The following is a 22,322-nucleotide window of genomic DNA, read 5'->3' as shown; positions in this document are numbered from 1 at the left end:
ATCGCGCCCGTTCGATCGTTCTATCAGCGGGACACAGAAGTTGGCTCCCGGCTCTACCGCCGTCATCGTCCCGTCACTACTCTGTATTCATGTAAACAAGGCCGCTGGCCTTTCAACAGGAACATTCGACGATGAAGACGATTCTCGGCACTTACGGCAACCCCAACTCGCATTGGGTCGGCGACGGCTTTCCGGTGCGCACGCTGTTCTCGCATCAGACGATGGGCCGCCACCTCAGCCCCTTTCTGATGCTCGACTATGCGGGCCCGAAACACTTTGCGCCGACAGCGCGCCGTCAGGGCGTTGGACAGCATCCGCACCGCGGCTTCGAAACGGTGACGATCGTGTATCAGGGCGAACTGGAGCACCTCGATTCGACGGGCGGCGGCGGCAAGATCGGCCCCGGCGACGTGCAATGGATGACAGCGGGCGCAGGGATTCTGCATGAGGAGTTCCATTCGCGCGCGTTCGCGAAAACAGGCGGGACGCTCGAGATGGTCCAGCTTTGGGTCAATCTGCCTGCGAAGGACAAGATGACGCCGCCAGGCTATCAGGGCATCCTGGCGAACCAGATTCCTTCCGTCGAGTTGCCCGAAGGCGCCGGACATGTGCGGGTGATCGCCGGCAACTACGCGGGCGACGCTGGTCCGGCGCACACCTTTACGCCAATGGACGTATGGGATGTGCGGCTCAACGCGGGACGTGGTGCAACGCTGACGCTGCCGGCAGGCAGGACGCTCGCGCTCGTCGTGCTGCGCGGCCAGGTGCGGGTCAATGGCGATGAGCGCGTCGTCAGCGACGCACAGCTGGTTCTGCTCGGGCAGGAAGGCACTGACGTTCGGCTCGATGCCCTCAGCGATGCAACCGTGCTGGTGCTAAGCGGCGAGCCCATCGACGAACCTGTTGTTGCATATGGTCCCTTCGTCATGAACACGACCGAAGAAGTCCGCGAGGCGGTAGAGGATTTCAACAGCGGGCGTTTTGGATCGATGGCCGCGACACGCGAGCGGGCCGCAACCATCTAGGCGTCGCCAAGGCAGTAGAAGCGCTCCTGTTCTGTGTTCTCTAAATGTGGAGGTCGGACAGGAGTGCACCCCGCTCACGCTCCGACGCGTTCGCGACTGCTTTTGCGACGAGCAGCTAGTCGTGCCCTTCTTCAATTTGCCTGTTGTGCGCCGTGCTGGCACGGCGAGGGTTGTGCTTGCTGCTTTAGCTGCTGCGCAAGCACTTCGTCGCCACGACCAAGAGTTCGTGTCCGCGTTGCGTGCGTGCATGCGACGCAGGCGCTGCGTCGACAATGGCGAGCCGGTCCCATCGAGAACTCACCAGGTTCCGACGTTAGCCGGCCATTGAAATGACCGCTTCGTGTGTTGCGCGAATGGCAACGATTGGCCTGGCCACACGCGTTCAAACAAACCGCCAGAACGTTGCGGCCGAGGATTCCAGCGTTCTGTTCTGTAGAGCTTTCATCGAACTCGTTCGATCGCGGCGGCACGCGATGCTAGTCATCCGAATGCGACGCCCCCTATCAGCAACCGCATGTATGCAAGCGTTTATCAGATTTTGCTGCCACCAGAATTTGATGCTACTCCCGACCAACTCACCGGTTTTCCAGCGAAGCAGCTTCGATTAGGGACTTCGTTTGCGAAGCCGTGATCTATTCTCTACAAGAGTGTTTTTTACACTCGTGGTCACCGGGTAGTGGCGGGCGACGCGGAGGAAAGCATGGCAGACCTTCAACTCAACACGAATGAGATTTCGCGGACTGTCGCAGATCTGCCATGCCCGCGAGGTTTGCCCCTGCTCGGAAACCTGTTCCAGATGGCGCCCGCCAAACTTCACCTGACCCTTGAGCGATGGGCCGAACAATACGGTTCACCGTTCAGGGTCCAACTCGGCACGATTCCGATAACAGTCTGGACGCAAGTGGACCTGTTTCAGACTGTCATGCGCGAGCGTCCAAATCTGTATCGGCGTTTTTCGCCAATAGAATCAGCTATGACGGAACTTGGTGGAAACGGACTATTTTCTGCCGAAGGCGCGGCTTGGGAACCGCAACGCCGGCTCATCATGCGTGCGCTGTCCTTTTCCAATATCAAGGCTTTCTATCCGACGTTATCGGCGATTACCGAACGTTTCCTCGTTCGCCTGCAGACTGCTGCAAAGGAGAACAGAACGCTGGAAATGACGGACGAACTTAAGCGCTATACCGTGGACGTGACAAGTACGCTTGCCTTCGGCGAGGACCCTCATACGCTCGAACAGGAGCGTGGTGTGATACAGGAACAGCTTGCGCTGATAATGCCGGCGCTCATGAGACGTGTCACAGCGCTATTTCCTTACTGGCACTATGTCACGCTACCGGAGGACCGGCGGCTCGCGCGGGCAATGGTGCAAGTACATCGTTACGTTCAAACAATGATTGAACGAGCACGTGAGCGTATGCGACAGTCCCCTGATTCACCATTGCACAATCTGCTCGAAGCAATGCTTGCGGCGCGCAACGAGCCCGATTCAACGGTGACCGACGAACTGATCTCGGCGAACGTCCTGACGCTGCTGGTCGCAGGCGAAGATACGACGGCAAATGCAATTGCCTGGGCCCTAATGTACATTGCGGCCGATTCATCTTTGCAGAATCGGCTCTTCGAACAGTCAAGCGCAGCACTCGGTGAATCCCGGGTCTGTCCGGACTACGATGCATTAAAGCACCTCGACCTTTGCGAGGCGGTGTGCAGTGAGGCCCTACGGCTACGGCCCGTCGCAGCCATACAGACGTTCGAGCCGCTAGCCGATGTGTGCCTGGGCGGCGTTGCCATACCTGCGGGCACGCGTATGCTATTCCTCACGCGCCCGGGCATGCTGGACCCGCAGAATTTCGTGCATCCAGAGGTATTCAACCCCGACCGCTGGAAGCATCCCCGGGACCCCTCTGACGGTGCGAATGAACAGAAGGCTTACCTGACATTCGGCGCGGGCCCACGAGTGTGTCCGGGCCGCTATCTGGCAGGCGTCGAGATGAGACTCGTGATATCAATGTTGATGAAGCATTTCAGAATGGAAGCGGCAATCGCCCTGGAGGAAATTGAAGAGATTTCCGCCTTTACGATGGTGCCGAACAGGATGCCTGTGAAACTTCATCCCCTTACCTGAGTTGCCGACGACTGATGAAGAGGTATCAGCGCCGCATATCGCGGGTTCGGCCGTTCGTCCGACGGTTCTGTATTAGCCGCGATCCAGAATAGAAGCGAGATGCGGCAAATCGGAGGCGGTGACGTCGATGTATAGCTCAGACGAAGTATCCACCTTGGTCGCGGGACCGTTTTCATAAGGGCGCGGAACGAACGCGGTAAGCAAGCCACTGTGCTTGGCTGCCATCAAGTCCCACTTGTGAGCCGATACCATCAGTATTTCACCGGGAGCAAAGCCGAGATAGTCGGGTGCGATCTGGTAGACGCGCGGATCGGGTTTGAACGCGTGAACCAGTTCTCCCGTCAAGATCGCATCGAACGGAAGCTTCTCTCGTTTGACGATTGCGATCATTGCAGCCATAGACGCATTCGTCAGCGTCGCGATGACGAACTCTTTGCGCAGTGACGTTAATCCCGCCACCGAATCGTTCCACGGCTTCATCTTTCCCCAGACACCAAGTAATCGCGTTTTGTCGTCATCAGAGAGTGTATTGCCTCCTGGGTAGCGCGAAAGCAAAGGCGTCATCACGTCTGCATAGACGGCGCCGTTAGGTTGCCACGCCTTGCGACGGGCGGAGATCTCAACGATAGCGTCGTGTGCCGACGCACTCCATTGACCAGCGAACGTGGACCAATCCTGAACGTGGGACGCGACAGTCGGAATCCCGGCCAATTCGCGCATCATCGGATCATAGAAGTCGAGGACAGTGCCTTGCATGTCGAAGACCAGGGCCTTTGGCCGAATGGGATGCTGTGCAGTCGTCATCGCTGCTCCTGAAGATATAGGTGACATTGTTTGGGCGAGTGCCGTACCGGAGACCAACGGCAGCGAAGCGAGCAGTTGCACGAAACGTCGTCTTCCAAACAGGGGGCCAGGGGATGTGAATGGTTCATGGTGTATCTCTTCGAACGTGCTTTGTCATCGTCGGTCGTGCCGATCCGATGGGCGATATGGGAGAGCCGTCTTGGCTCGGATGGAATGCGCTTACGAACACGATATGGAATCAGGCAACCTATGTTCGGAGCTTCTTCAGAGCATCGCGGGACGTCACGGCAGCAGGATGATCGGACCAACGATACATTGCGACGACAACCAGCCCGATGACCGATAACGCGACGCCGACGTAGACCGTCGCAAGGACGTTCTCGCTTGTCAAAGCCCGTCCACCAAGAAAGGAGCCGCCAGCAATCCCTAAATTGAACGCCGCGACATTGAGGCCAGCAGCCGTGCCGACGACTCGGGGGGCCACTCGTTGCGCAATCAGAACAACTGTCGCCTGCATGATGGGAGGAATGGCGAAGGCGAACGCTCCCCAGACAAACAGGTTGGCCATGATGAGAACAGGTTGATGCGCGCTGACCAACACAGCCGCCATGGACATGGCGAGCCCTGCCAATGCGATATTCATGCTGAACTGCGGGCCATAACGATCGGAAAGGCGCCCGCCGCCGATGGTCCCAACAACCGAACCCAAACCGAAAGTCATCAAGCCCAAAGTCACGCCTTCACTATTGAGACCCGTGATACGCGTCAGTAACGGCGACAGATAGGTAAAAACAGCGAAGGTGGCGGCCATCCCAACCGCGGCCATCAGGTAAAGCGGCATCAATGCGTTGCTCTTGAGCAAAGAGAGTTGCGAGAGGATGTCGCCGGCGCCGCGCTGCGATGGGAGCGAGGGCAATAGCCGCCAGAGTCCCGCCGTCGCAAGCGCGCCCATTGCGGCCACAACGAAGAAGGGAAGCCGCCTGCTCACAAGCTCTCCTACCCACGTACCGCCAGGAACGCCCGTTACCATCGCAACAGTGAGACCGCTGACCATGATGGCAACAGCCCTGCCCGATTTCTCTGTCGGCACGAGCGACATCGCAACGGTCGTCCCTAAGCCAAAGAAAACACCGTGTGCCACGGCCATAATGATCCGGATCGCCAGCAACGCCGGAAATGCGCCGGAGAGTCCTGCCGCGAGGTTGCAAAGCGTGAAGAGCACCATGAGGGCAAGAAGCAGCGCCCTGCGAGGCAGTCGCGCGGTCACAGCCGAAATCAGAGGCGTGCCGACCGTGATGGCCAGGGCATAGAAGCTCACAAGCAAACCGGCCGTCGATACAGAGATTCCGAAGGCCTTCGCAATGTCTGGCAACAATCCAACGATGACGAATTCCGTCGTTCCGATCGCGAAGGCCGCGATCGCCAGGGAAACTACTGCAACGGGCATGATGATGTCCTCGATAAAGATAAGTTGAATTCGCAGTCACGAATCCAAAAGCAGTCGAGTGACACAGCTTTCATCCCTGAAAGTCATTCGACTCGAAATAAGCCCGACGAACCTCAGCCTGCGAGCTTCGACAGCAGCGGGTTCGCAAACGCAAACAGCATGGCCACACCCACGCCAATCAGAAACGACGCGTCGATCAGACCCGCGAGCAAGAACATCTTGGTTTGCAGCGGGTTCATCAGCTGCGGCTGCCGGGCGGCAGCTTCAATGTATTTGCCGCCCATCAGTCCAATACCGATACAGGCGCCAATAGCGCCGAGGCCGATGATGATGCCGATACCGATGGCCGTCAGACCCTGGATGTTGGCGATCAAAGCTTGCATGACCACTCCTTGAGAAAAGTTGTTTTGAAACTGGGATTCAAAAAGCGACGCCGCACCCACACGCCCGAAGGCGCGCTTGCGTGCGCTTCGGGTCGTTTCAGCAGTCATGGGTTCAAGCGCTTTCCTGCCCGCCGTGATCTTCAAAAATCCTGCGCGGTGGGACGGATCACGATCTCGTTGACGTCGACCGAACGGGGCTGTTCGATCGCATAAGCAATGGCCTGCGCGATGGCATCGGCCGGAATGGCCATCTTGTAGAAATCGACGACGAAGTTGCGGCTGTCTTCATGGCCCGAACCGAACTTGAGTTCGGTGTCGATCGCGCCCGGTGAGATCACCGTGGTGCGGATGTTGCCTCCAACCTCGTGGCGCAGACCTTCAGATATGGCCCGAACCGCGAACTTCGTGCCCGAATACACCGTGCCGCCGGGGCTGAATACTTTCAGACCCACGACCGACGCAATGTTGACGAAGTGACCGGACTGCTGTTTTTCAAAGACAGGCAACGCTGCTGCGACGCCGTAAAGAAGGCCTTTGATATTGATGTCGATCATGCGGTCCCATTCGTCGGTCTTGCGCAGCGACAGGGGCGCGATGGCCATCAGGCCGGCGTTGTTGACCATCACATCGAGGCGGCCGTGTTGCGAGACGACATCGCGGATCAGACGATCGACCTGTGCCTGATCCGTGACGTCGACCTGGTGAACGGATGCCTTGCCGCCCTTTGCCTCGATTTCAGCGGCAATGCGGCGGAGGTTGTCGAGCCGGCGAGCGGCCAGCGCGACGGTGGCGCCGTTCGAGGCAAGGAGCTTGGCGGTGGCTTCTCCGATGCCGCTGGAAGCACCGGTAATGACGACGACTTTGCTAGACATGGTATCTCTCCGAGAAGGTTGAAGTGCGTGGGGAGAAGTGTCGTCCCTGGGGACATTTTTGATTAGACTGGAATATCTGTAATCTCTTTTCCACCAGTGCAAAGGTCTCGTATGTCCGAACTGGCCGACTTGAATGACATCGCCGTGTTTGTGCGGGTAGCGCAATTCGAGAGCTTTAGCCGCGCTGCACGGGCACTGGGCATGCCCGTCTCCACCGTCAGCCGCAAGGTGACAGCGCTCGAGGAACGCCTTGGCGTGACGCTGCTCCAGCGCACGACCCGCAAGCTCAGCCTGACCACACAGGGACGGGCCTATTTCGATCAGTGCAGTGAGCCGCTGAGCCATCTGTATGACGCGGAACGCGTGATCACGCAGACGCAAAAGAAGCCCGAAGGTCTGCTGCGTATCTCCGGTCCCGTGATGCTGGAACAGGAGTCGTTTTACGCGTTCGTCTCGTCGTTTCTAAAGAAATATCCGGGCATCCAGGTGGATCTTCACTTCACCAACCTTTTCCTGGACCTGATTGCCGAAAACGTCGACGTCGCGATCCGCTTCGGCGATCTGCAGGACTCGAGTCTTGTTGCACAACGCGTGGGAAGAAGTGTCCGGCACCTTGTCGCCTCGCCCGAATACGTCCGCAATCACGAACTCCCCGCAAGGCCCGAAGCCATCAGTCAACTTCCGTGCGTGCTGATCAATGCTCGAAACAACGAGACGGAATGGCATCTGGTCAGTGGCCGGAAGTCGGTCAAGGTTCACGTGACGGGTCCCGTAGCCGCGCGCGATTTTCACATCGTCAGCGCATTTGCGCTCCGCGGGCACGGCATCGCATTGCTTCCATCCAGCTATTGCGATGCACATATCGCCAGCGGAGAACTTGTTCGTATCTTGCCGGAATGGTCGTCACCGGAAATATTCGTGCACGCTGTGTATCCGACGCGCCGCTTCATGCCGTCGAAGTTAAAAGCGTTTCTCGATGAACTCAAAGCGTGGGAAGGCCCGCTTTGGCTTCCACTGCGATGAAGCGTTCCGCGACACGACGGGGCGGTGGCTGTCAGATCGTGTTCGGGCGCGGGTTTATGTGTCTCATCGGGCAATATCTATCGCGTCCCTCCGTCAGCCAAGCTCGCGGGCAACGTGGGTCGATCGATTGCAGCGAGACATCCTGTGCCGACCGAGTCAGCGAATGAATGGGTCCAGTGGTCGAATGAGAGAAAGTCGATTATTTTCATTTGAACGTCGCGCGGACGCGCTGGTACAGCGCAGCAGCATTTCGCCCGAATCGATGCGGCAAGCGCGCGACGACTCGGGCCGTCCAGCAGGTTATCGTCTTCAGACCGGAAAATCTGTGGATTGCGACAGCGCCTCCCACGTCTGCGTTTCCGTCGTCACATAAGCGTTCTTTTCTGCGATCGCCTTTAGCGTGTCGGTCCCAAGTGGCAGACGCAACGGCGGTGTTTGCGCATCGACCAGCGTGACGACCGCTGTTGCCAGCTTCTGCGGATCGCCAGGCTGGTTGTGATTGATGTCGACCGCGAGGCGGCGCAGCGTGCCCGATGTCGCTTCGTAGTCGTCGATGATGTCTTTGCCGACGAGCAACGACGATGCATCCAGGAAGTCCGTGCGGAAGAAGCCAGGCTCGATGAGCGTCGCGTGAATGCCAAGCGGCTTCAATTCAGCATGCAGTGCTTCCGTGATGCCTTCGACGGCGAACTTTGTCGAGCTGTACACGCCAACGCCTGCCGCCGCCTGATAACCGACAATCGACGAGATGTTGATCACGTGACCCGAACGCTGTTTGCGCATCACCGGCAGCACAGCGCGCGTCACGTTCAGCAGACCAAAGACATTGGTGTCGTAGATCCGGCGTACATCTGCATCGCTCGATTCCTCGACGGCGGCGAGTAGCCCAAAGCCGGCGTTGTTGACTAGTACATCGATGCGGCCGAACTTCTCGACAGCGGCTTTGACGGCCGCCTTGGCCTGTGCCTCGTCGGTCACATCAAGCGCGACGGGCAGCAGGGCCGGTGACTCTCCCAGCCGCTCAGCAATCGCAGCGGCGTTGCGGCCAGTCGCGACCACGGCGTTGCCATCGGCGATGGCTGCTTTAACCATCAGCGCGCCCAGACCGCGCGAAGCGCCTGTGATGAACCAGACGCGCTTGAACTGTTGCTTGGTGACGTTGCTCATGCTCCTGCTCCTACATTCGTAGTGAAAGTGAAAACGAATTGCGTGGAGATGAGTGTCTTCCTGAAGGGGATTTTTGATTAGCGTGGAATGGATGGAATGTCTTTTCCATTCATGGAAAAGTCGGTTAAGTCAGCCCGTCAGCCAATAACGCCACAGTCGGCCATGAAGAGCCGCTCACCTTCGTAAGTTAAACGGCAATGCCCCGCCTATCTCACTCCCAGACGATTTTCCTGGAAATGTTATTTTTCTGGAAATAAATCCACTATACTGGAAATCATGAACGTTGATGCTCTCATTGCCAAACGAATCCGGGACCTTCGAAAGGCGCGCGGCTACACGCTGGAAGACCTGGCCGAATCCAGCGGCGTCAGCCGCTCCACCATCTCGATGATCGAGCGGAAAGAATCCAGTCCGACGGCCGCATTGCTTGGCAGGCTTGCCGACGCATTGGGCGTCACGCTAGCCGCGCTATTTTCAGATGAGCCGCAAACCACCCAACACCCGCTCGCCCAGCGAGCGGACCAACAGGTTTGGGTCGACCCTGCGTCCGGTTATGTCCGTCGCCATGTTTCACCCGTTGGATACCCGTCGCCGATCGAACTGGTCGAAGTGGTTTTCCCGCCGGGCGAGAGCGTTGCTTTCGCGAACGTGGCTCGAAGCATGGTGACGCATCAGCAGGTCTGGCTGCTCGAAGGGGAGATGCAAGTCACCGTGGGCGACAGCACGTGGCACATGCAAACGGGCGACTGCCTTGCGATGGTGCTCGATCAGCACATCGTCTTTCGGAACCCAGGCGCAAAACCGGCACGCTATGCCGTGGCGCTCACAACTCATCCATCTACAATCGGGACAACCTGATGATTGAATACACCATCGTCCAATGCACTTTCGAACGCCACGCTGACGCAATCCTGGAGATCTTCAACGAGGCAATCCTCAATTCGACAGCCCTTTATGACTACAAGGCGCGGACCCCGCAAAGCATGATCGGATGGTTCGAGGCTAAACGCACGGGCGGCTTCCCGGTGATCGGTGTCGAAGATAGCGATGGAGTGCTGCTCGGCTTCGGCAGCTATGGCTCGTTCCGGGCGTGGCCTGCATACAAATACACGGTGGAGCACTCCGTGTACATACACAAGGATCATCGCGGGAAGGGGTTGGGCCGCGTGGTGATGCGACAGATCATCGATGCTGCGAAACGGAACAACATACACGCGCTGATGGGTGGCATCGACGCGACGAATAGCGGAAGCATTGCGTTGCACGAACGACTCGGTTTCAGGCATGTGGGCACGTTACCGGAAGTCGGATTCAAGTTCGGCCGGTGGTTGGACCTTGCGTTCTATCAGTTGCTACTCGACACGCCTGCACAACCTACGGAGGGCTAACGCGGCTTGCGATACGGAGCCGATGAGTACCCTAACATTCGATGCACCACGAGTGTGGGCATGCGCTTTTTAATCTCGACCGCAAATACGATCGTTGCCCAAGCACGATGATCGCTGCGGAGAAGGTCGCCGCGCAGAAGGTCGCTTCGTGATACAGGCTTCCCCAGTGAAGAGTACAAGACAGCACTTCACTGAACGGCTGCCACAAACTTGTCGAGCATGATATTGCGGCCACACAGCACTACGGCAACCGCACGGCCACGATACGAAGGCGCGGCTTGCAGGAAACTCGCAAGCGCGACGCCTGCCGCGCCTTCGACCATCCAGCGCTCCGTTTGCGCGAGCCGTTTCATCGCCGCCTTGATTTCCTCTTCGCTGACCAGCACGCAACGGTCGATCACCCGTTGCGCGATCGGCAAGGTGATCGTATCCGGCTCAACACCGCCTGCCGTGCCGTCCGAAATCGTGTCCGTCTCCTCGACGTCGATCACCTTGCCTGCCTGAATGCAGCGATAGAGCGTCGTCGCATTCGCGGGCCAGCATCCCACCACCTCCGTGCCCGCACTCGCCGCCTTGAGCGCTGAGCCGATGCCGGAAATCAGCCCGCCGCCGCCCACCGATGCGAACACCGCAGCAAGTCCGGGCCGTTGCTCGCTCAGTTCGACGCCGATGGTGCCTTGCCCGGCAATCACATCGATGTCGTTGTACGGCGAGACGAACGGCAAGCCTGCCTCTTTTGCGCGCCGCGCCGCTTCGAATTCCACTTCGAGCGTGGATGCGTCGATGGTCACGACAGATGCACCGAGCGCGCGTATCGCGTTCAGCTTGACGGGCGAAGCGGACACCGAGGCATAGACGGTCACGGGCACGCCCGCGAGCTTGCCAGCGAGCGCGACGCCCTGCCCGTGATTGCCAGTCGATACAGTCGCGACACCGCGACGTCGAACGTCGGCATCGAGCAGCCGCAGCTTGTTCGACGCGCCGCGAAACTTGAACGACCCCGTATGCTGCAGATGCTCGCACTTCAGATAGACGTCGCAACCCGTCTGCTCCGACAGCAGCGCGCTGTGCTCCAGCGGCGTCACGCGCACTTGCGGTCTGAGCGCTTGATGCGCGTCGAGAATACGTTCGTAGAGATCATCCATCGTCAGAGCCTTTAGAAATCGTTCAACAGATTGCCGGCCATGCGCCCCGGCAGCGGCGTGATGCCGGCAAGCAACGCAATACGCTGCCCCGCTTTCACGAGCTTGAAATGCTGCGCAACGACGAAAATGCCGTCGACATCGCTGAACACGACGTCGCGCGGCACGTCCAACGGCGCATCGATACGCACGATCTCCGCGATCACATCGCCGCGCGCAACGGCATCGCCCGGTTTCTTCCGATACACAACAATGCCCGTAGACGGCGCGCTCACATGCGAGACGCCTTCCAGAGGATAGATGCGCGGTTCGATCTCACCATCCGTATCGCGTTCGTCGTAATCGATGATCGACTCTGCTGCGAGAAAGCGCAGGATGCCGTGCGCATCCGCGATGGCAAGCTCATCGCTGACATCGGCCTGGCCCCGCAACTCGATGGACGCGCCAAAGCCACTGTGCTCCGCATCGACGAGACCCGCCGACGACAGCACGTTCCAGGGCTCCATGAACGCCTCATCGAACGGTCCGCCGCCCGCGCGATCTTCGAGAAACACGGCCTCGATCCGCAGCGCTTTCGCGAGGCGCAATGCTCGCGACTGTTGGGCACGAGTGCTGTACAGATGCAGGATGCCGCTCGTATCGCAATGCAGATCGAGCAGGATGTCGTGCCGCAACGCTTCGCGCAGCAGATGCGACTTCATTGCCCTGACGGGATCGCGCGGCTCGTGCGCAGCGAGTAGCCTCCCGAACAGCGTCTTGAATTGCGCGACGTCGTTGCGCTCGTAGCGCGTCTCGACTAGCGCCTGTTCGACCGCGCCCGCAATCGACGGGAAGTGACGGTTGAAGTTTTCGCCGTTCTCGAGATTGAAGCGCCCTGTCGGCATGCCGAAAATCCGCTGGCTCATCCCGATCGGATTCGCAAACGGCAACACGACCACGCGCCCTTTGATGCGCCCGTCTTTATCGAGCGCCGTCAGCATGCGCAGCAGATGATGGACGACTAGCAGACCGGGATGCTCATCGGCATGCAGGCCCGCCTGAATATAGGCGCTGCGTGGCGTCTCGCCCGCCCCGTCGAATGTGTAGCTGATCAACTGATGCGCCGCGCCGGGCGCGACCTGAGGCAGTTCTGTCGTCTCTTTGCGTACCGTCACGTCGATCTCATCCCTTGCAAAGGTTGGTCGAAAACGCCCACGTTCGTCGACAGAGACTAAGAAGTCTCATATGGACACTTATGTCTATAATAGACTACCTACGCTTTATTTTCCAAGCGGGATCGCAACGCTTCACGCTCCCGCGCTTCTCGCTGGCTCGAAGTATTCGACGACTAACCCGTCGGGATGCCGCACCGTCATGTTTCTGCCCACGGCGTTTTCGTGCGTCTCACCGAGGAACGTCGCGCCCAACTCGCGCAGACGCTGCGCATACGCATCGAGCGCATCCACGATCAGCGCGGCCTGAATGTGCCGCACGGGCGCCAACGCTTCATCGCTTCCCGCAAGCAGAATGAACGAACCGACCACAGCGACCTCGATTCCCATCGGTTCGAAGCTCAGCCGACGTTCACAGCGCACGTCCAAGATCGCCTCGTAAAATGCGACGCTCGATTCGAGCTGTTCGCGCGCAACGTAAAGCCTATGCATCGTCTTCAGAACCGGCATCGCTCACCTCTGATGATCGACGACGATGCATTCGAGGCCCGACGCGCTAGCGGCACGCTCGATTGCCGAAGGGACATCGTTCATGGCGAATTCGACGGAACGAATCGCGCGCAGATCGAGCATGCCCGCGCTCGCCAACATCAGCAGCCGTCGCCACGCGTCGCGCGGATACATGAACTGGCCGAGTATCTCCCAGTCATTCAGCATCACCTCGGTATAGGGCAACGGCAGATCCACGCGCATGCTGCCCATCAGCACCAGTCTTCCGCCGCGCCGCAAGCTGCGCAACGCCGATAAGGTCAGGTTCGGATCGCTTGCGTTTCCGACCATATCGAATGCGATATCGGCGCGGCCCGCGCAGGCGGAACGGATTGCATCGGTATCGGCTGCCGCATCGCCTGTCGCCGCGACGGGCACAACGCGGCCGCCGCCCGCCGCTACGAGTTCGTCCAACGCGCGGGCATTGCGGCCCACTGCAACGACGCGCGCCGCGCCCAGTGCCAACGCCAGCAACGCAGCCGCCGACCCATAGGCGCCCGTTGCGCCCGACACCACGATCGTCTCGCCCGCTGCAAGCCGGCCGCGCAACAGGCCGCCGAACGGCACAACATAGCGCATCGCCACCGCAAGCTGCGCCGCGGGCAGGTCCGCAACGGCATCGGCGGGCGTCAATGTCGCTGCGGGCAGCAGCGCGTAGTCGGCGAGCGTGCCGTTGGGCCAGTCCGCCTGCATCGCGTAACTGTCAGCCTGCGTGGCCGTGATGCCGACGAGCATTTGCGCGGGATCGGCGACATTCTCGTTCGCAACGAAATGCGACGAAACGACCACGCGCTGTCCCGGCTTCAGATGCCACACATCCCCGCCGACCGCATGCACGATGCCCACGCCATTGCCGCCCGGAATGAACGGATGGTCGGGCGCGCGATAGACGGGCAGCTTGCCCGCCACGTAGTCGCGCATGTACGACATCATCGCGGACGCCTGCATCCGCACCACGACGCCGCCGGGCCTCGGTGCGGGCACGGGCGCATCGATCATGCTCAAGGTCCCGCCCAATCGGTCGAGCTGCCATGCTTTCATCGGATCGCCCCTCGTTTCAACGCGCGCCACGCGGCGCAACCCGACCATCATCGCGCGGGAAAGCCGTTCTACATATAATCAACTGACCGGTTTTTCTTATCGAGCGTACATTTATGGACGCATTGTCCGAAGTGCTGTCGATGCTCAGAGTGCGAAGCGGCGTGTCGGACCGCTTCGAAGGATGCGGCGCATGGGCGTTCAGTTTCCCGGCGTATCAGCATCTGAAGTTCGGCACGGTGCTGCGCGGGCGGCTCTATCTGCGGATGACGGGGCACGACAGCCTGCACGTCATCGAGCAAGGCGATTTCTATCTGCTGACCAACGGCCAGCCTTTTTGCTCCGCGAGCGTTCCCGATTCCCCGCCGCTCGACGGCCCCGCCACCTATCAGTCGATTCGCAGCGCGGATGGCGTCGTGCGCTTTCACGGCAAAGGCGCGACCGGCCCGGTCGAGCTTGCGAGCGGACGATTCGTGTTCGACAACGACGTGACGGGACTCTTGCTGCAGCACTTGCCGCCCATCGTGCATCTGAAAGCGGCCGATGTGTCGGCCCACGCGCTATCGCATGTGCTCGCGCTGCTCGGTGTCGAAACAGCCGTTGCAAAGCCGGGGTCGGACTTCGCCAGGACGAGTCTCGCCACGCTCGTGCTGGTGCAGGCGCTGCGCGCGTTCATCGAGCGCGGCGACGTGCCGGACGGATGGCTCAAGGCGTTATCGGACAACAAGGTAGGCGCGGCGCTCACGCTGATGCACGGCTCGCCGCAACAGCGCTGGACCGTCGAGTCGCTCGCTGCAAATGTGGGTATGTCGCGGACCGCGTTCGCGTCGCGGTTCCGGCAGCTCGTCGGGAGCGCGCCGCTCGAGTATCTGCATCAGTGGCGCATGACGATTGCAATGAGTGTACTGAAACAGTCGGAAGAACCTTTGTTGCAGATCGCCGAGAAGATCGGCTATCTGTCCGATACCGCGTTCAGCATCGCGTTCAAACGCACGACGGGGGTCAGTCCTGGCCGCTATCGCGTGCGGCATCGGCAGGAGACGGAGGTCCGCTAGCGGCGGCGAGACATCACGCGGACAGATTCCAGTGCCACGCATCCAGCGCCATCTTCGCGCCGAGCGCGAAAAGCATCGCGCCCATTACGCAGCGTTGAACGCCGAGCCAGTTCGGCCGTGTCGAAAGGAACCTGGCGAGGTTGCCCGAGAAAGTCGCGACCGCCGTATTGACGGAAGCGAACGCGAAGATCAGCGAAAAGCCCAGCGTCAGCGACTGCCTGAACACGCCGCCCGCGCGATAGTCGATGAATTGCGGCAGTAAAGACAGAAAAATCAGCGCGAGCTTTGGGTTTAGCAGGCTCGTCGTCGCGCCCATCGCGAACAGCCGGCGCGGCCTTTCGATCGACGCCGCCTCGATCTGCAACGGCGAACGGCCGCCCGGCCTGAGCATCTGCCAGGCCAGATAAAGCAGGTAGAGCGCGCCAAATACGGCTAGAACGCGGCCTGCGCCGGGTATCGCAAGAAACAGCGTAGTGATCCCGAACGCTGCGCCGAATATGTACGTCAGATAGCCGAGCATCACACCCGCCAGCGAGATCAGCCCCGCTTTCGTGCCCTGCGCGACCGAACGCATCATCACGTAGACCATGTTGGGACCGGGCGTCACGGCCAGCATGCCGCCTACCGTGATGAATTCGACCATCGTTCTCATGCGCTACCTCGCCACGTCCATGTGATGCCCATCGCGATTGCAGTATCGGAGCGCACGACAGCTAAGTAAAACGATTTAAACTGAATGAATTGCTCAATTTTTCTGACTAGTGAAAAAGCTCGATCTCGACGTTCTGGAAATGGTCGTCGCCGTGGCCGACACCGGCTCGTTCGCGCGTGCCGCGACGTCCCTGCATCGCACGCCTTCCGCTGTCAGCATGCAGATCAAGACCATCGAAGAAGCGCTCGGCAAGCCGCTATTCGTGCGCACGACGCGCAACGTCGCCTTGACCGAGGAAGGCAGGACGCTGATCGATTACGGCCGGCGCATGCTGGCGATGCGCGAAGAAGCGTGGTCGTCGGTGGTGCGTCCGGAGATACGCGGCCGCGTGACGATCGGCGTACCCGACGACTACGCGTCGTCGCTGCTGCCGACCGTGTTGCGAAAATTCGCGGTCGCGCATCCGCGTGTGCAGGTTCGCGTGATCGGCATGCCGAGCAGTGCGCTCGTTCCCTTGCTCAAGGACAACACGCTCGATCTGGCGTGCATCACGAAGACGCGAGGCATCACGGGAGAACCGATCCGTTCGGAGCCGATGGTGTGGGCCGCCGCGCGTGGCAATCAGCAGATATGGAAAGAACGCCCGCTGCCCATCGCCGTATTTGCGCCCGGCAGCACGGCGCGCGCGCATGCGATCGGCGCGCTGCAGCAGGCTAACATCAAGTATCGGATGTCGTATGAAAGCCCTAGTCTTTTGGGGCTGATCTGCATGGTCGAGGCAGGTCTTGCAGTCGCGCCCCTCGCGCGATGCAGCGTCCCCGCGCATCTCGCGCAACTCGGCGAAGCAGAAGACTTGCCGCCGCTGGCAGCGGTCGAGGTCGTTCTTGTGCGTAGCGCGCGTTCGGCTCGGCCGCCGTGCGATTTTCTCGCCGAGCAGATGTTGGCCGATCTGCGACCGTAAGTCTTTCAGTCGCGGTTTAACCGAAAGGCTTCACGCCAATCAGCCAGCCGTGCAGAAAGAACGCGAACGCAACCCAAACGATCACACCGGCAACGACAGGCATCACATCGCGCGACAAGGTCCCGGTCGGATACACCACACCTTCCACGCGATCCCGCCGAAGCGCGGCAGCCAAATCAAGGACCGCCCAAACGAGAAACGCGCCGAACAGCACCAGCGCGTTCAACGTCCCGTTCGCCAGCAGATGCGCCAACGCCCATAGCACGACAGCCAAGGTCATCGGATGCCTGAAGATGGCCTTGAAGTGGTTCCCCGGCGCATGCGCAGCGGGAAACAGGATGAAGGCAGCAAGCGTCAACAGGCCCGCTAGATGCGGCGCCCATGCGGGCGGCGACCAGAGCACGACCGGCTCGCGCCGCGCGATGCCATAGCCCCAGATAATCAGCACAAAGCCGATCAGCGACACCACCGAATACGCCGCCTTCCAGTTCTTCTCGCCCATCCGCGCGATGCGCGTCTTGCGCCAATCTTCCGCGAAGATGCGGACGGAATGCCCGCCCAGGAATAGCAGCAACCCCAAGATCAGTATCGACATGACGGCTCCTCATGACAGACATCGATGGATGGCGACGATTGTCACGCATGATGGCATGCTATGCCAATTTCGTGGTGCATCGAGCATCCCACAATCGCTCATGCGACAATGACACGCTTTCTCGCGCTACCGCCTTACTCCTGAAAGAAAGCAACGGCATGCTCAATAGTCCTTCGAGACATGCCGGCGTGTCATCGAAGAATTAACAATCAAAAGCGATGTTGAATCTTTCTGTCATCAGGCGGCTCATCGGCGTCGCCCTATTCGTCGCATCCGGGGTAGCCGCCGCGCATCCGCACGTATGGATACGGTTTTCGGCGCGCGTGCAGATGCAAGGCACGTCCGTGATTTCGATAGCGCAAATGTGGCGCTTTTCAGAAGGCTTTCCAGTTCAGCTCGTAGGCATCGATACCTTGCCCGACAACGGGCCGCTAGACGCGAAGCAGACTGCGATCTTCCGCGAACAGGCATTTTCATCGCTGGCGGGCGCTCAATACTTCAGTCATCTTTTCGTCGATGGCGAGGCGCAGCGTCTGGGGGACCCCGCAGGTTTTCGCGTATCGGTCGATCATGGCAAGCTCGTTTATACCTTCACGTTGGCACTGAAAAACCCGGTCGACGTGATTGCGCACAAGGTTTCGCTCGGCATTTGGGACGATTCGTTCTTCGTCGATTACGAACCGGACGGCGCAAACGCCGTGACGATAGAGGGACATGCCGCGTCCAGTTGCACGGTGAAACCCTTTCAGGACCGCGCGCATCCGATCTTCAACGGCATCGTCGTGCCGCAAGCGACGGCAATATCATGCTGACGCTCGAACGCGGACTACTGCATATCCTGTTTGCATTCTGCGTTGCAGTCGCAGGTCTCGCGCTGGCCGCGCCGTCGCACGCTGCGTCGGCCGCTGTCGATGTTTTCGGTCGGCCCGTTCAATCGGCTTCGTCACCAGCGGAAAGCGCAAGCCCATCGAGCGCGCCATCTGCCAGCGAGTCCCACCACGCGTTCGTACTACCCAAGTTCGCGCGTACGGCACTGGCGACATCGATCATCTGGCAAGGTCGACTCAACGCGCGCATCGCCGACGCCGCGCAACAGTTGCATCGCGCGTCGACGCCCTGGACATGGCTCGCATTGATCGGCCTCGCGTTCGCCTACGGCGTGCTGCATGCGCTCGGGCCCGGCCACGGCAAGCTGGTCGCCGGCACCTGGCTCGGCTCGCGCGACACGCGCATCGCGCAAGCCGTCGCGCTGGCAAGCTGGAGCGCGACCGTACAGGCGATGAGCGCGATCGTGCTCGTGTTCGGCGCGTTATGGTTTGCGAAGGCGGGCGTATCGAGCGTGCTGTCGAACGCGGCATCGCTCGATATCATCAGCTATGTTCTGCTTTGTGTAGCAGGCGGCTGGACGATCTACAGCGCGCTCGCGCGGCGTGACTGCTGCGTCGATCCTCGCGCGCTGAAGCTCGTGCCCGCTGAACGCTCGGCGGCATCGTCGCGGACGTCGGAGCACGAACCCGCTTATCTCGGCGCGAAACTGCAACTGCACATGCGGCAATCCGGCGGCGCAACGCGATTCGGGAGATCGAAATTTTCGGTGACGTCGCAGATACTCGCGACAGGGTTTGCATCGGGCGTGCGGCCATGCGTCGGGTCGATCTTTGTACTGATCGCGTCGGTTGCGGCACACGCGCCGTGGATAGGCATCGCGGCAACGTTTGCCATCGGCGCGGGCGTGGCAGTCACCGTTACGCTGTTCGGCCTGGGCGCGGTGGGCGCGAACCGGTTCATCATGGCGCGCAGTGTTCGCCTTCGCTCGCGGATCGAAGCGACCAAGCGTGTTGTCGCCATCACGGGCGCACTCGTTATCGTGCTGTTCGGCGCCGTGCAGACTGCGCTGATTCTGACCGGCTACCTGCAACCTGCATTGACGTAGTAGAAGCGCACGTCTTCGCTTTACGGATTCGCGAATTCCACCCGGTTTCGCCCGCCGCGCTTGGCGCGGTAGAGCGCCGCGTCGGCGAGGCCATACGCAGTGTCGAAGCTGGTGCCCGCAGGGTTCGCACTAACGCCGAAGCTGGCCGTGATATGACGGTCGACGGGCGATGCAAAGACGTGCTTGCCGATCGCCTCGCGCATGTTCTCGGCCTGGCGCAGCGCATCGTCCACTTCATACCCCGGCAGCAGCACGGTGAATTCTTCGCCGCCCACCCGTCCGATAAAGCCCCGCTCACCCACGATTCGCCGCAGGCACGCGACGATACCCATGATCATGGCATCGCCTGCCGGATGGCCGAAATCGTCGTTGACCCGCTTGAACTCGTCGATATCGAGAATGATCATGACCGCGCTGTCGTGACGCAAGGCCTTCGACGCCCGCTCGATCACCGCACTGCGGTTGAACACACCCGTCAGCGCATCGTGCGTCGCGCGATGCGCCAACTGCTGCGCAAGCGCCTGCATCTCGCGTTCGGCGCGATCACTGCGGCCGATCAGGCGCCGCGTCTCGCGCATCAGGCGCTCGAAATGCCCGATAAGCTCGCCGAGCGACTGGCGATAATCGCCCGCATCCGCAACACTCATCGCATGGATCGCGCGCGCTTTGTCGAGCGCCTCGTTCTCGTTCTGGAACAGATCCGGCGCATCGTTGGCAGGCGCATCCAGGGAGGATATCCGCGGCACCTTATTGTCCCTGGTGAGCAACGGGGCGATCGGTGAATTCGATCGCGTGGAAATCGGCCTTCAGTTCTTCGCCGAACTCGAAAATCGTTTCGTCTTCTTCGTCGCGATACCAGTTCATCAGCACGCGGCTGCCGGACTGCGCGGCTTCGTCCAGTGCATCAAACACGCTGAACAGCATCTTCGTGCTGGAGCTATTGAAGTACGTCAGAACGACGTCGACGGTAATCACCGCGCCGACGGATTCCGCGAGGTACTGACGCAATTGTTCGATGATCGGCGCGTAGAACGCCGCTGCATTCTCGGGGTACGACTCGCCCCTGAGCAGCAGCGAATGCTGGTCGAATCGAAAGTCGACTTCCGGAGAGGTCGCCGTTGCGGCAATGTAGAGATTGTCCATAGCTCGTGCGCCTTTTACTCAGATGATGGCTTTAAGGCAAAACAGCGTGGTTCCGGGTTCGTCGGCACGCGGATGAAAAGCGAATTCAAGCGGCGCGCTTGCGTCGCGCGCCATCGTCAGGAAACCCAGACCCGCGCCCTTGCTTTCCTCGGGCGTGTCGGCTCTCAATGTGACCTTGTAGGCCTGCTTGATCTCTTCAACCGACATGCTGCGCAGCGGTTCCAGCTTGTTGCGCAAACCCTCGACATCTTCCGCTGCAATCGGATTGACACACATCATCAGATGCCTTTCGCCGTCGGTGGTGATGCACACCGCGCCTTCGCGAATAGAGCCGCCGCCGTCGTTGCCGGGCTGCAGGGAATCGGACGAATAGTGGACAATGTTCTGCGACAACTCGACGAACGATGAGAACAGCTTGCGGCGCGTTGGCCCGCTCACGCCCGCGATTTCCAGTTGCAGCTTGACGACCTCGCCCATGGCGGCCACGATGTTATTAGAGAAATAACCCTTGTGATAGAAAAGGACGTTTCGCCGCTGCGCCAGATCGAAAAAGGCGCTGTCTTGATCGAGTAGTTGAGACATACTTATTGGTCGGTAATGCGGGCACAAAACAGGGTGAGGTCATCGCGGCGTAGTTGCGCGCCTTGCCAGTCGGCGAGCGCGTGCCGCAGTTTTTCGCAGATTGCCGACGGTGCTTCGGCACGGTTCGCGAGAATCAGGTCCAACGCGCGGCGGCGGCCGAAGGCAATGTTTTTCGGGCCGCCAATCTGGTCGATGAGACCGTCCGTGCAAATGAACAGCAGGCTGCCCGGCGGCACGGAAATCTTGCGCAGCTTCCATTCATAGTCGGCAAGACTGTCGACATAGCCGACACCCATCCGGTCGCCCGAGATCGTTTCGAAGTGGTCGGCTTCCGGCGTGAGAATATGCAAAGCGATCCTCGCGCCAGCGAAATGCAGTTCGCTTTCGCGTGCGTCGAACCAGAAAAACGCGGCGTCGAGGCCGTCATCCGATTGCGACACTTCGGCCGCGCTGTGCACCTGGCCCAGCAAGCTCTTCACGTTACGGTTGACTGCCGCGAGCAAGGCAGCAGGGTCGCGTGGTCCGATCTGTTCGAGCGCCTGCGACAGCGACGCCGATGCGAGCAGCGTCATGAATGCGCCCGGCACGCCGTGACCGGTGCAGTCGGCGGTGGCACCGAACCAGCCGTGCGGGAATGCGGCGAAATGATAGAAGTCGCCGCCAACGACATCGCGCGGTTCCCATACGAGCGCGGCATCGGGGAGCCTCGCAGCCAAGGTGTCTCTCGATGCGCGCAGCATCGCGCGCTGGATCACACTCGCGTACTCGATGCTCTGCATGATCTGGCGATTTCTTTCCGCCTGCATTTCGGCCACTGCGCCAAGAAGCTGGAGTCCGCTTCCCAGCCCTGCAAAGTAGCCGTCGCGCGTCACGATGAAACCGTCTACCAGCGCCTTTTCACCCACTTCGACAGTCTTGAAGGTGAGCGCTTCGATGCTCATGTCGGCGTCGACGACGAGCGGTTCCTTGTCCATGAACGCGATGCAGCTCTTCTTGTCGTAAAGCTCGCGGTGAAAAGGCTTGCTCATTTGCGACAGGAAGATATCGCGATTGATGAGCCCGATGGGCCGATTGCCTTCGATCACAGCGAGACTCTTCATGTCGTGACGCGAAGAGAAGATTTCCATTACCACCGAGTTCGGATCTTCTGCGTCGACGGATGGAACCTGCTGACACAGATCGCCAGCAGAGTGAGGTTCTCCTTGTGCGGACGGACGGCGTAACCGTGAAAACGCGGGATGCATGGCAAGGCGAGCCAATCGATGAAGGAACCCTGCACGCTAA

Annotated in this window: 24 protein-coding genes; 9 read left to right on the top strand and 15 right to left on the bottom strand. The window is 60.1% G+C overall.

Annotated elements, in window-relative coordinates; genetic code table 11:
- Positions 1 to 131 precede the first annotated feature (131 nt).
- Together H1204_RS38055 and H1204_RS38050 are read left to right on the top strand one after the other, a co-directional pair.
- Positions 132 to 1,025, top strand: a complete 894-nt coding sequence (locus H1204_RS38055) for a pirin family protein (RefSeq protein WP_180733831.1) — start codon at positions 132 to 134, stop codon at positions 1,023 to 1,025.
- 700 nt (positions 1,026 to 1,725) lie between these two features.
- The gene (locus H1204_RS38050) at positions 1,726 to 3,153 is read left to right on the top strand and encodes a cytochrome P450 (protein ID WP_180733830.1); all 1,428 of its coding nucleotides are present in this window, start codon (positions 1,726 to 1,728) and stop codon (positions 3,151 to 3,153) included.
- Between the two features lie 72 nt (positions 3,154 to 3,225).
- On the opposite strand, the gene H1204_RS38045 is transcribed toward H1204_RS38050, so the two are convergent.
- The 4 genes from H1204_RS38045 to H1204_RS38030 form a co-directional block, all read right to left on the bottom strand.
- A complete protein-coding gene (locus H1204_RS38045; RefSeq protein ID WP_180733829.1) occupies positions 3,226 to 3,957 on the bottom strand; it encodes a haloacid dehalogenase type II in 732 nt (243 codons plus the stop codon).
- A 247-nt stretch (positions 3,958 to 4,204) separates the two neighbouring features.
- Positions 4,205 to 5,404 (bottom strand): MFS transporter, encoded by a 1,200-nt coding sequence (locus H1204_RS38040; RefSeq protein ID WP_180733828.1) that lies wholly within the window; start codon positions 5,402 to 5,404, stop codon positions 4,205 to 4,207.
- 113 nt (positions 5,405 to 5,517) lie between these two features.
- Positions 5,518 to 5,787 carry a F0F1 ATP synthase subunit C gene (atpE, locus tag H1204_RS38035; RefSeq protein WP_007736305.1) on the bottom strand — a complete coding sequence of 90 codons (270 nt, stop codon included), beginning with the start codon at positions 5,785 to 5,787 and terminating at the stop codon, positions 5,518 to 5,520.
- Positions 5,788 to 5,927: 140 nt separating this feature from the next.
- The gene (locus tag H1204_RS38030; protein ID WP_180735181.1) at positions 5,928 to 6,659 is read right to left on the bottom strand and encodes an SDR family oxidoreductase; all 732 of its coding nucleotides are present in this window, start codon (positions 6,657 to 6,659) and stop codon (positions 5,928 to 5,930) included.
- Positions 6,660 to 6,779: 120 nt separating this feature from the next.
- Between H1204_RS38030 and H1204_RS38025 the strand changes: the two genes are divergently transcribed.
- On the top strand, positions 6,780 to 7,682 hold the full coding sequence (locus tag H1204_RS38025) for a LysR family transcriptional regulator (protein ID WP_275953291.1): 903 nt from the start codon (positions 6,780 to 6,782) through the stop codon (positions 7,680 to 7,682).
- Between the two features lie 309 nt (positions 7,683 to 7,991).
- Here H1204_RS38025 and H1204_RS38020 read toward each other — a convergent pair whose 3' ends face one another.
- The gene (locus H1204_RS38020) at positions 7,992 to 8,849 is read right to left on the bottom strand and encodes an oxidoreductase (protein ID WP_180733826.1); all 858 of its coding nucleotides are present in this window, start codon (positions 8,847 to 8,849) and stop codon (positions 7,992 to 7,994) included.
- A 276-nt stretch (positions 8,850 to 9,125) separates the two neighbouring features.
- Here H1204_RS38020 and H1204_RS38015 point away from each other — a divergent pair, with 276 nt between their 5' ends.
- Together H1204_RS38015 and H1204_RS38010 are read left to right on the top strand one after the other, a co-directional pair.
- A complete protein-coding gene (locus tag H1204_RS38015; RefSeq protein ID WP_180733825.1) occupies positions 9,126 to 9,707 on the top strand; it encodes an XRE family transcriptional regulator in 582 nt (193 codons plus the stop codon).
- A complete protein-coding gene (locus H1204_RS38010) occupies positions 9,707 to 10,237 on the top strand; it encodes a GNAT family N-acetyltransferase (protein ID WP_180733824.1) in 531 nt (176 codons plus the stop codon). The genes H1204_RS38015 and H1204_RS38010 overlap by 1 nt, the downstream gene beginning before the upstream one ends.
- A 188-nt stretch (positions 10,238 to 10,425) precedes the next feature.
- Here the strand turns inward: H1204_RS38010 and H1204_RS38005 are convergent, their stop codons facing one another.
- The 4 genes from H1204_RS38005 to H1204_RS37990 form a co-directional block, all read right to left on the bottom strand.
- Entirely contained in the window at positions 10,426 to 11,382 is a 957-nt protein-coding gene (locus H1204_RS38005; RefSeq protein WP_180733823.1) for a threonine/serine dehydratase, read from the bottom strand.
- A gap of 11 nt (positions 11,383 to 11,393) precedes the next feature.
- Entirely contained in the window at positions 11,394 to 12,533 is a 1,140-nt protein-coding gene (locus tag H1204_RS38000) for a succinylglutamate desuccinylase/aspartoacylase family protein (RefSeq protein WP_180733822.1), read from the bottom strand.
- Positions 12,534 to 12,665: 132 nt separating this feature from the next.
- The gene (locus H1204_RS37995) at positions 12,666 to 13,040 is read right to left on the bottom strand and encodes a VOC family protein (RefSeq protein ID WP_180733821.1); all 375 of its coding nucleotides are present in this window, start codon (positions 13,038 to 13,040) and stop codon (positions 12,666 to 12,668) included.
- A gap of 3 nt (positions 13,041 to 13,043) precedes the next feature.
- Entirely contained in the window at positions 13,044 to 14,120 is a 1,077-nt protein-coding gene (locus H1204_RS37990; RefSeq protein ID WP_180733820.1) for a zinc-binding alcohol dehydrogenase family protein, read from the bottom strand.
- Positions 14,121 to 14,233: 113 nt separating this feature from the next.
- Here H1204_RS37990 and H1204_RS37985 point away from each other — a divergent pair, with 113 nt between their 5' ends.
- A complete protein-coding gene (locus H1204_RS37985) occupies positions 14,234 to 15,172 on the top strand; it encodes an AraC family transcriptional regulator (RefSeq protein WP_180733819.1) in 939 nt (312 codons plus the stop codon).
- 13 nt (positions 15,173 to 15,185) lie between these two features.
- On the opposite strand, the gene H1204_RS37980 is transcribed toward H1204_RS37985, so the two are convergent.
- The gene (locus H1204_RS37980; protein WP_180733818.1) at positions 15,186 to 15,824 is read right to left on the bottom strand and encodes a LysE family translocator; all 639 of its coding nucleotides are present in this window, start codon (positions 15,822 to 15,824) and stop codon (positions 15,186 to 15,188) included.
- 109 nt (positions 15,825 to 15,933) lie between these two features.
- Between H1204_RS37980 and H1204_RS37975 the strand changes: the two genes are divergently transcribed.
- Positions 15,934 to 16,785: a LysR substrate-binding domain-containing protein gene (locus tag H1204_RS37975; RefSeq protein ID WP_180733817.1), complete on the top strand. Its 852-nt coding sequence runs from the start codon at positions 15,934 to 15,936 to the stop codon at positions 16,783 to 16,785.
- A gap of 16 nt (positions 16,786 to 16,801) precedes the next feature.
- Here the strand turns inward: H1204_RS37975 and H1204_RS37970 are convergent, their stop codons facing one another.
- Positions 16,802 to 17,380 carry an NnrU family protein gene (locus H1204_RS37970; RefSeq protein WP_180733816.1) on the bottom strand — a complete coding sequence of 193 codons (579 nt, stop codon included), beginning with the start codon at positions 17,378 to 17,380 and terminating at the stop codon, positions 16,802 to 16,804.
- A gap of 218 nt (positions 17,381 to 17,598) precedes the next feature.
- On the opposite strand from H1204_RS37970, the gene H1204_RS37965 reads away from it, so the two are divergent.
- Both H1204_RS37965 and H1204_RS37960 read left to right on the top strand, forming a co-directional pair.
- Positions 17,599 to 18,192, top strand: coding sequence for a DUF1007 family protein (locus H1204_RS37965; RefSeq protein ID WP_180733815.1), 594 nt, complete (start codon positions 17,599 to 17,601; stop codon positions 18,190 to 18,192).
- The gene (locus H1204_RS37960) at positions 18,186 to 19,313 is read left to right on the top strand and encodes a high frequency lysogenization protein HflD (RefSeq protein ID WP_180733814.1); all 1,128 of its coding nucleotides are present in this window, start codon (positions 18,186 to 18,188) and stop codon (positions 19,311 to 19,313) included. Before H1204_RS37965 ends, H1204_RS37960 begins: the two co-directional genes overlap by 7 nt.
- A gap of 20 nt (positions 19,314 to 19,333) precedes the next feature.
- Here H1204_RS37960 and H1204_RS37955 read toward each other — a convergent pair whose 3' ends face one another.
- Genes H1204_RS37955 through H1204_RS37940 form a run of 4 tightly spaced genes read right to left on the bottom strand, consistent with a single transcriptional unit; the run spans position 19,334 to position 22,165 of the window.
- Positions 19,334 to 20,059 (bottom strand): GGDEF domain-containing protein, encoded by a 726-nt coding sequence (locus H1204_RS37955; protein ID WP_180733813.1) that lies wholly within the window; start codon positions 20,057 to 20,059, stop codon positions 19,334 to 19,336.
- 1 nt (position 20,060) lies between these two features.
- Entirely contained in the window at positions 20,061 to 20,456 is a 396-nt protein-coding gene (locus H1204_RS37950; RefSeq protein WP_035992843.1) for a DUF1987 domain-containing protein, read from the bottom strand.
- An 18-nt stretch (positions 20,457 to 20,474) separates the two neighbouring features.
- On the bottom strand, positions 20,475 to 21,038 hold the full coding sequence (locus H1204_RS37945; protein ID WP_180733812.1) for a SiaB family protein kinase: 564 nt from the start codon (positions 21,036 to 21,038) through the stop codon (positions 20,475 to 20,477).
- Positions 21,039 to 21,040: 2 nt separating this feature from the next.
- On the bottom strand, positions 21,041 to 22,165 hold the full coding sequence (locus H1204_RS37940; RefSeq protein ID WP_243468855.1) for a SpoIIE family protein phosphatase: 1,125 nt from the start codon (positions 22,163 to 22,165) through the stop codon (positions 21,041 to 21,043).
- Positions 22,166 to 22,322 lie beyond the last annotated feature (157 nt).

It is taken from the genome of Paraburkholderia sp. PGU19 (genome assembly GCF_013426915.1).
GTDB lineage: Bacteria > Pseudomonadota > Gammaproteobacteria > Burkholderiales > Burkholderiaceae > Paraburkholderia.
Note: the sequence above shows the minus strand (reverse complement) of the source record. Positions and strands in the feature narration are given on the sequence as shown.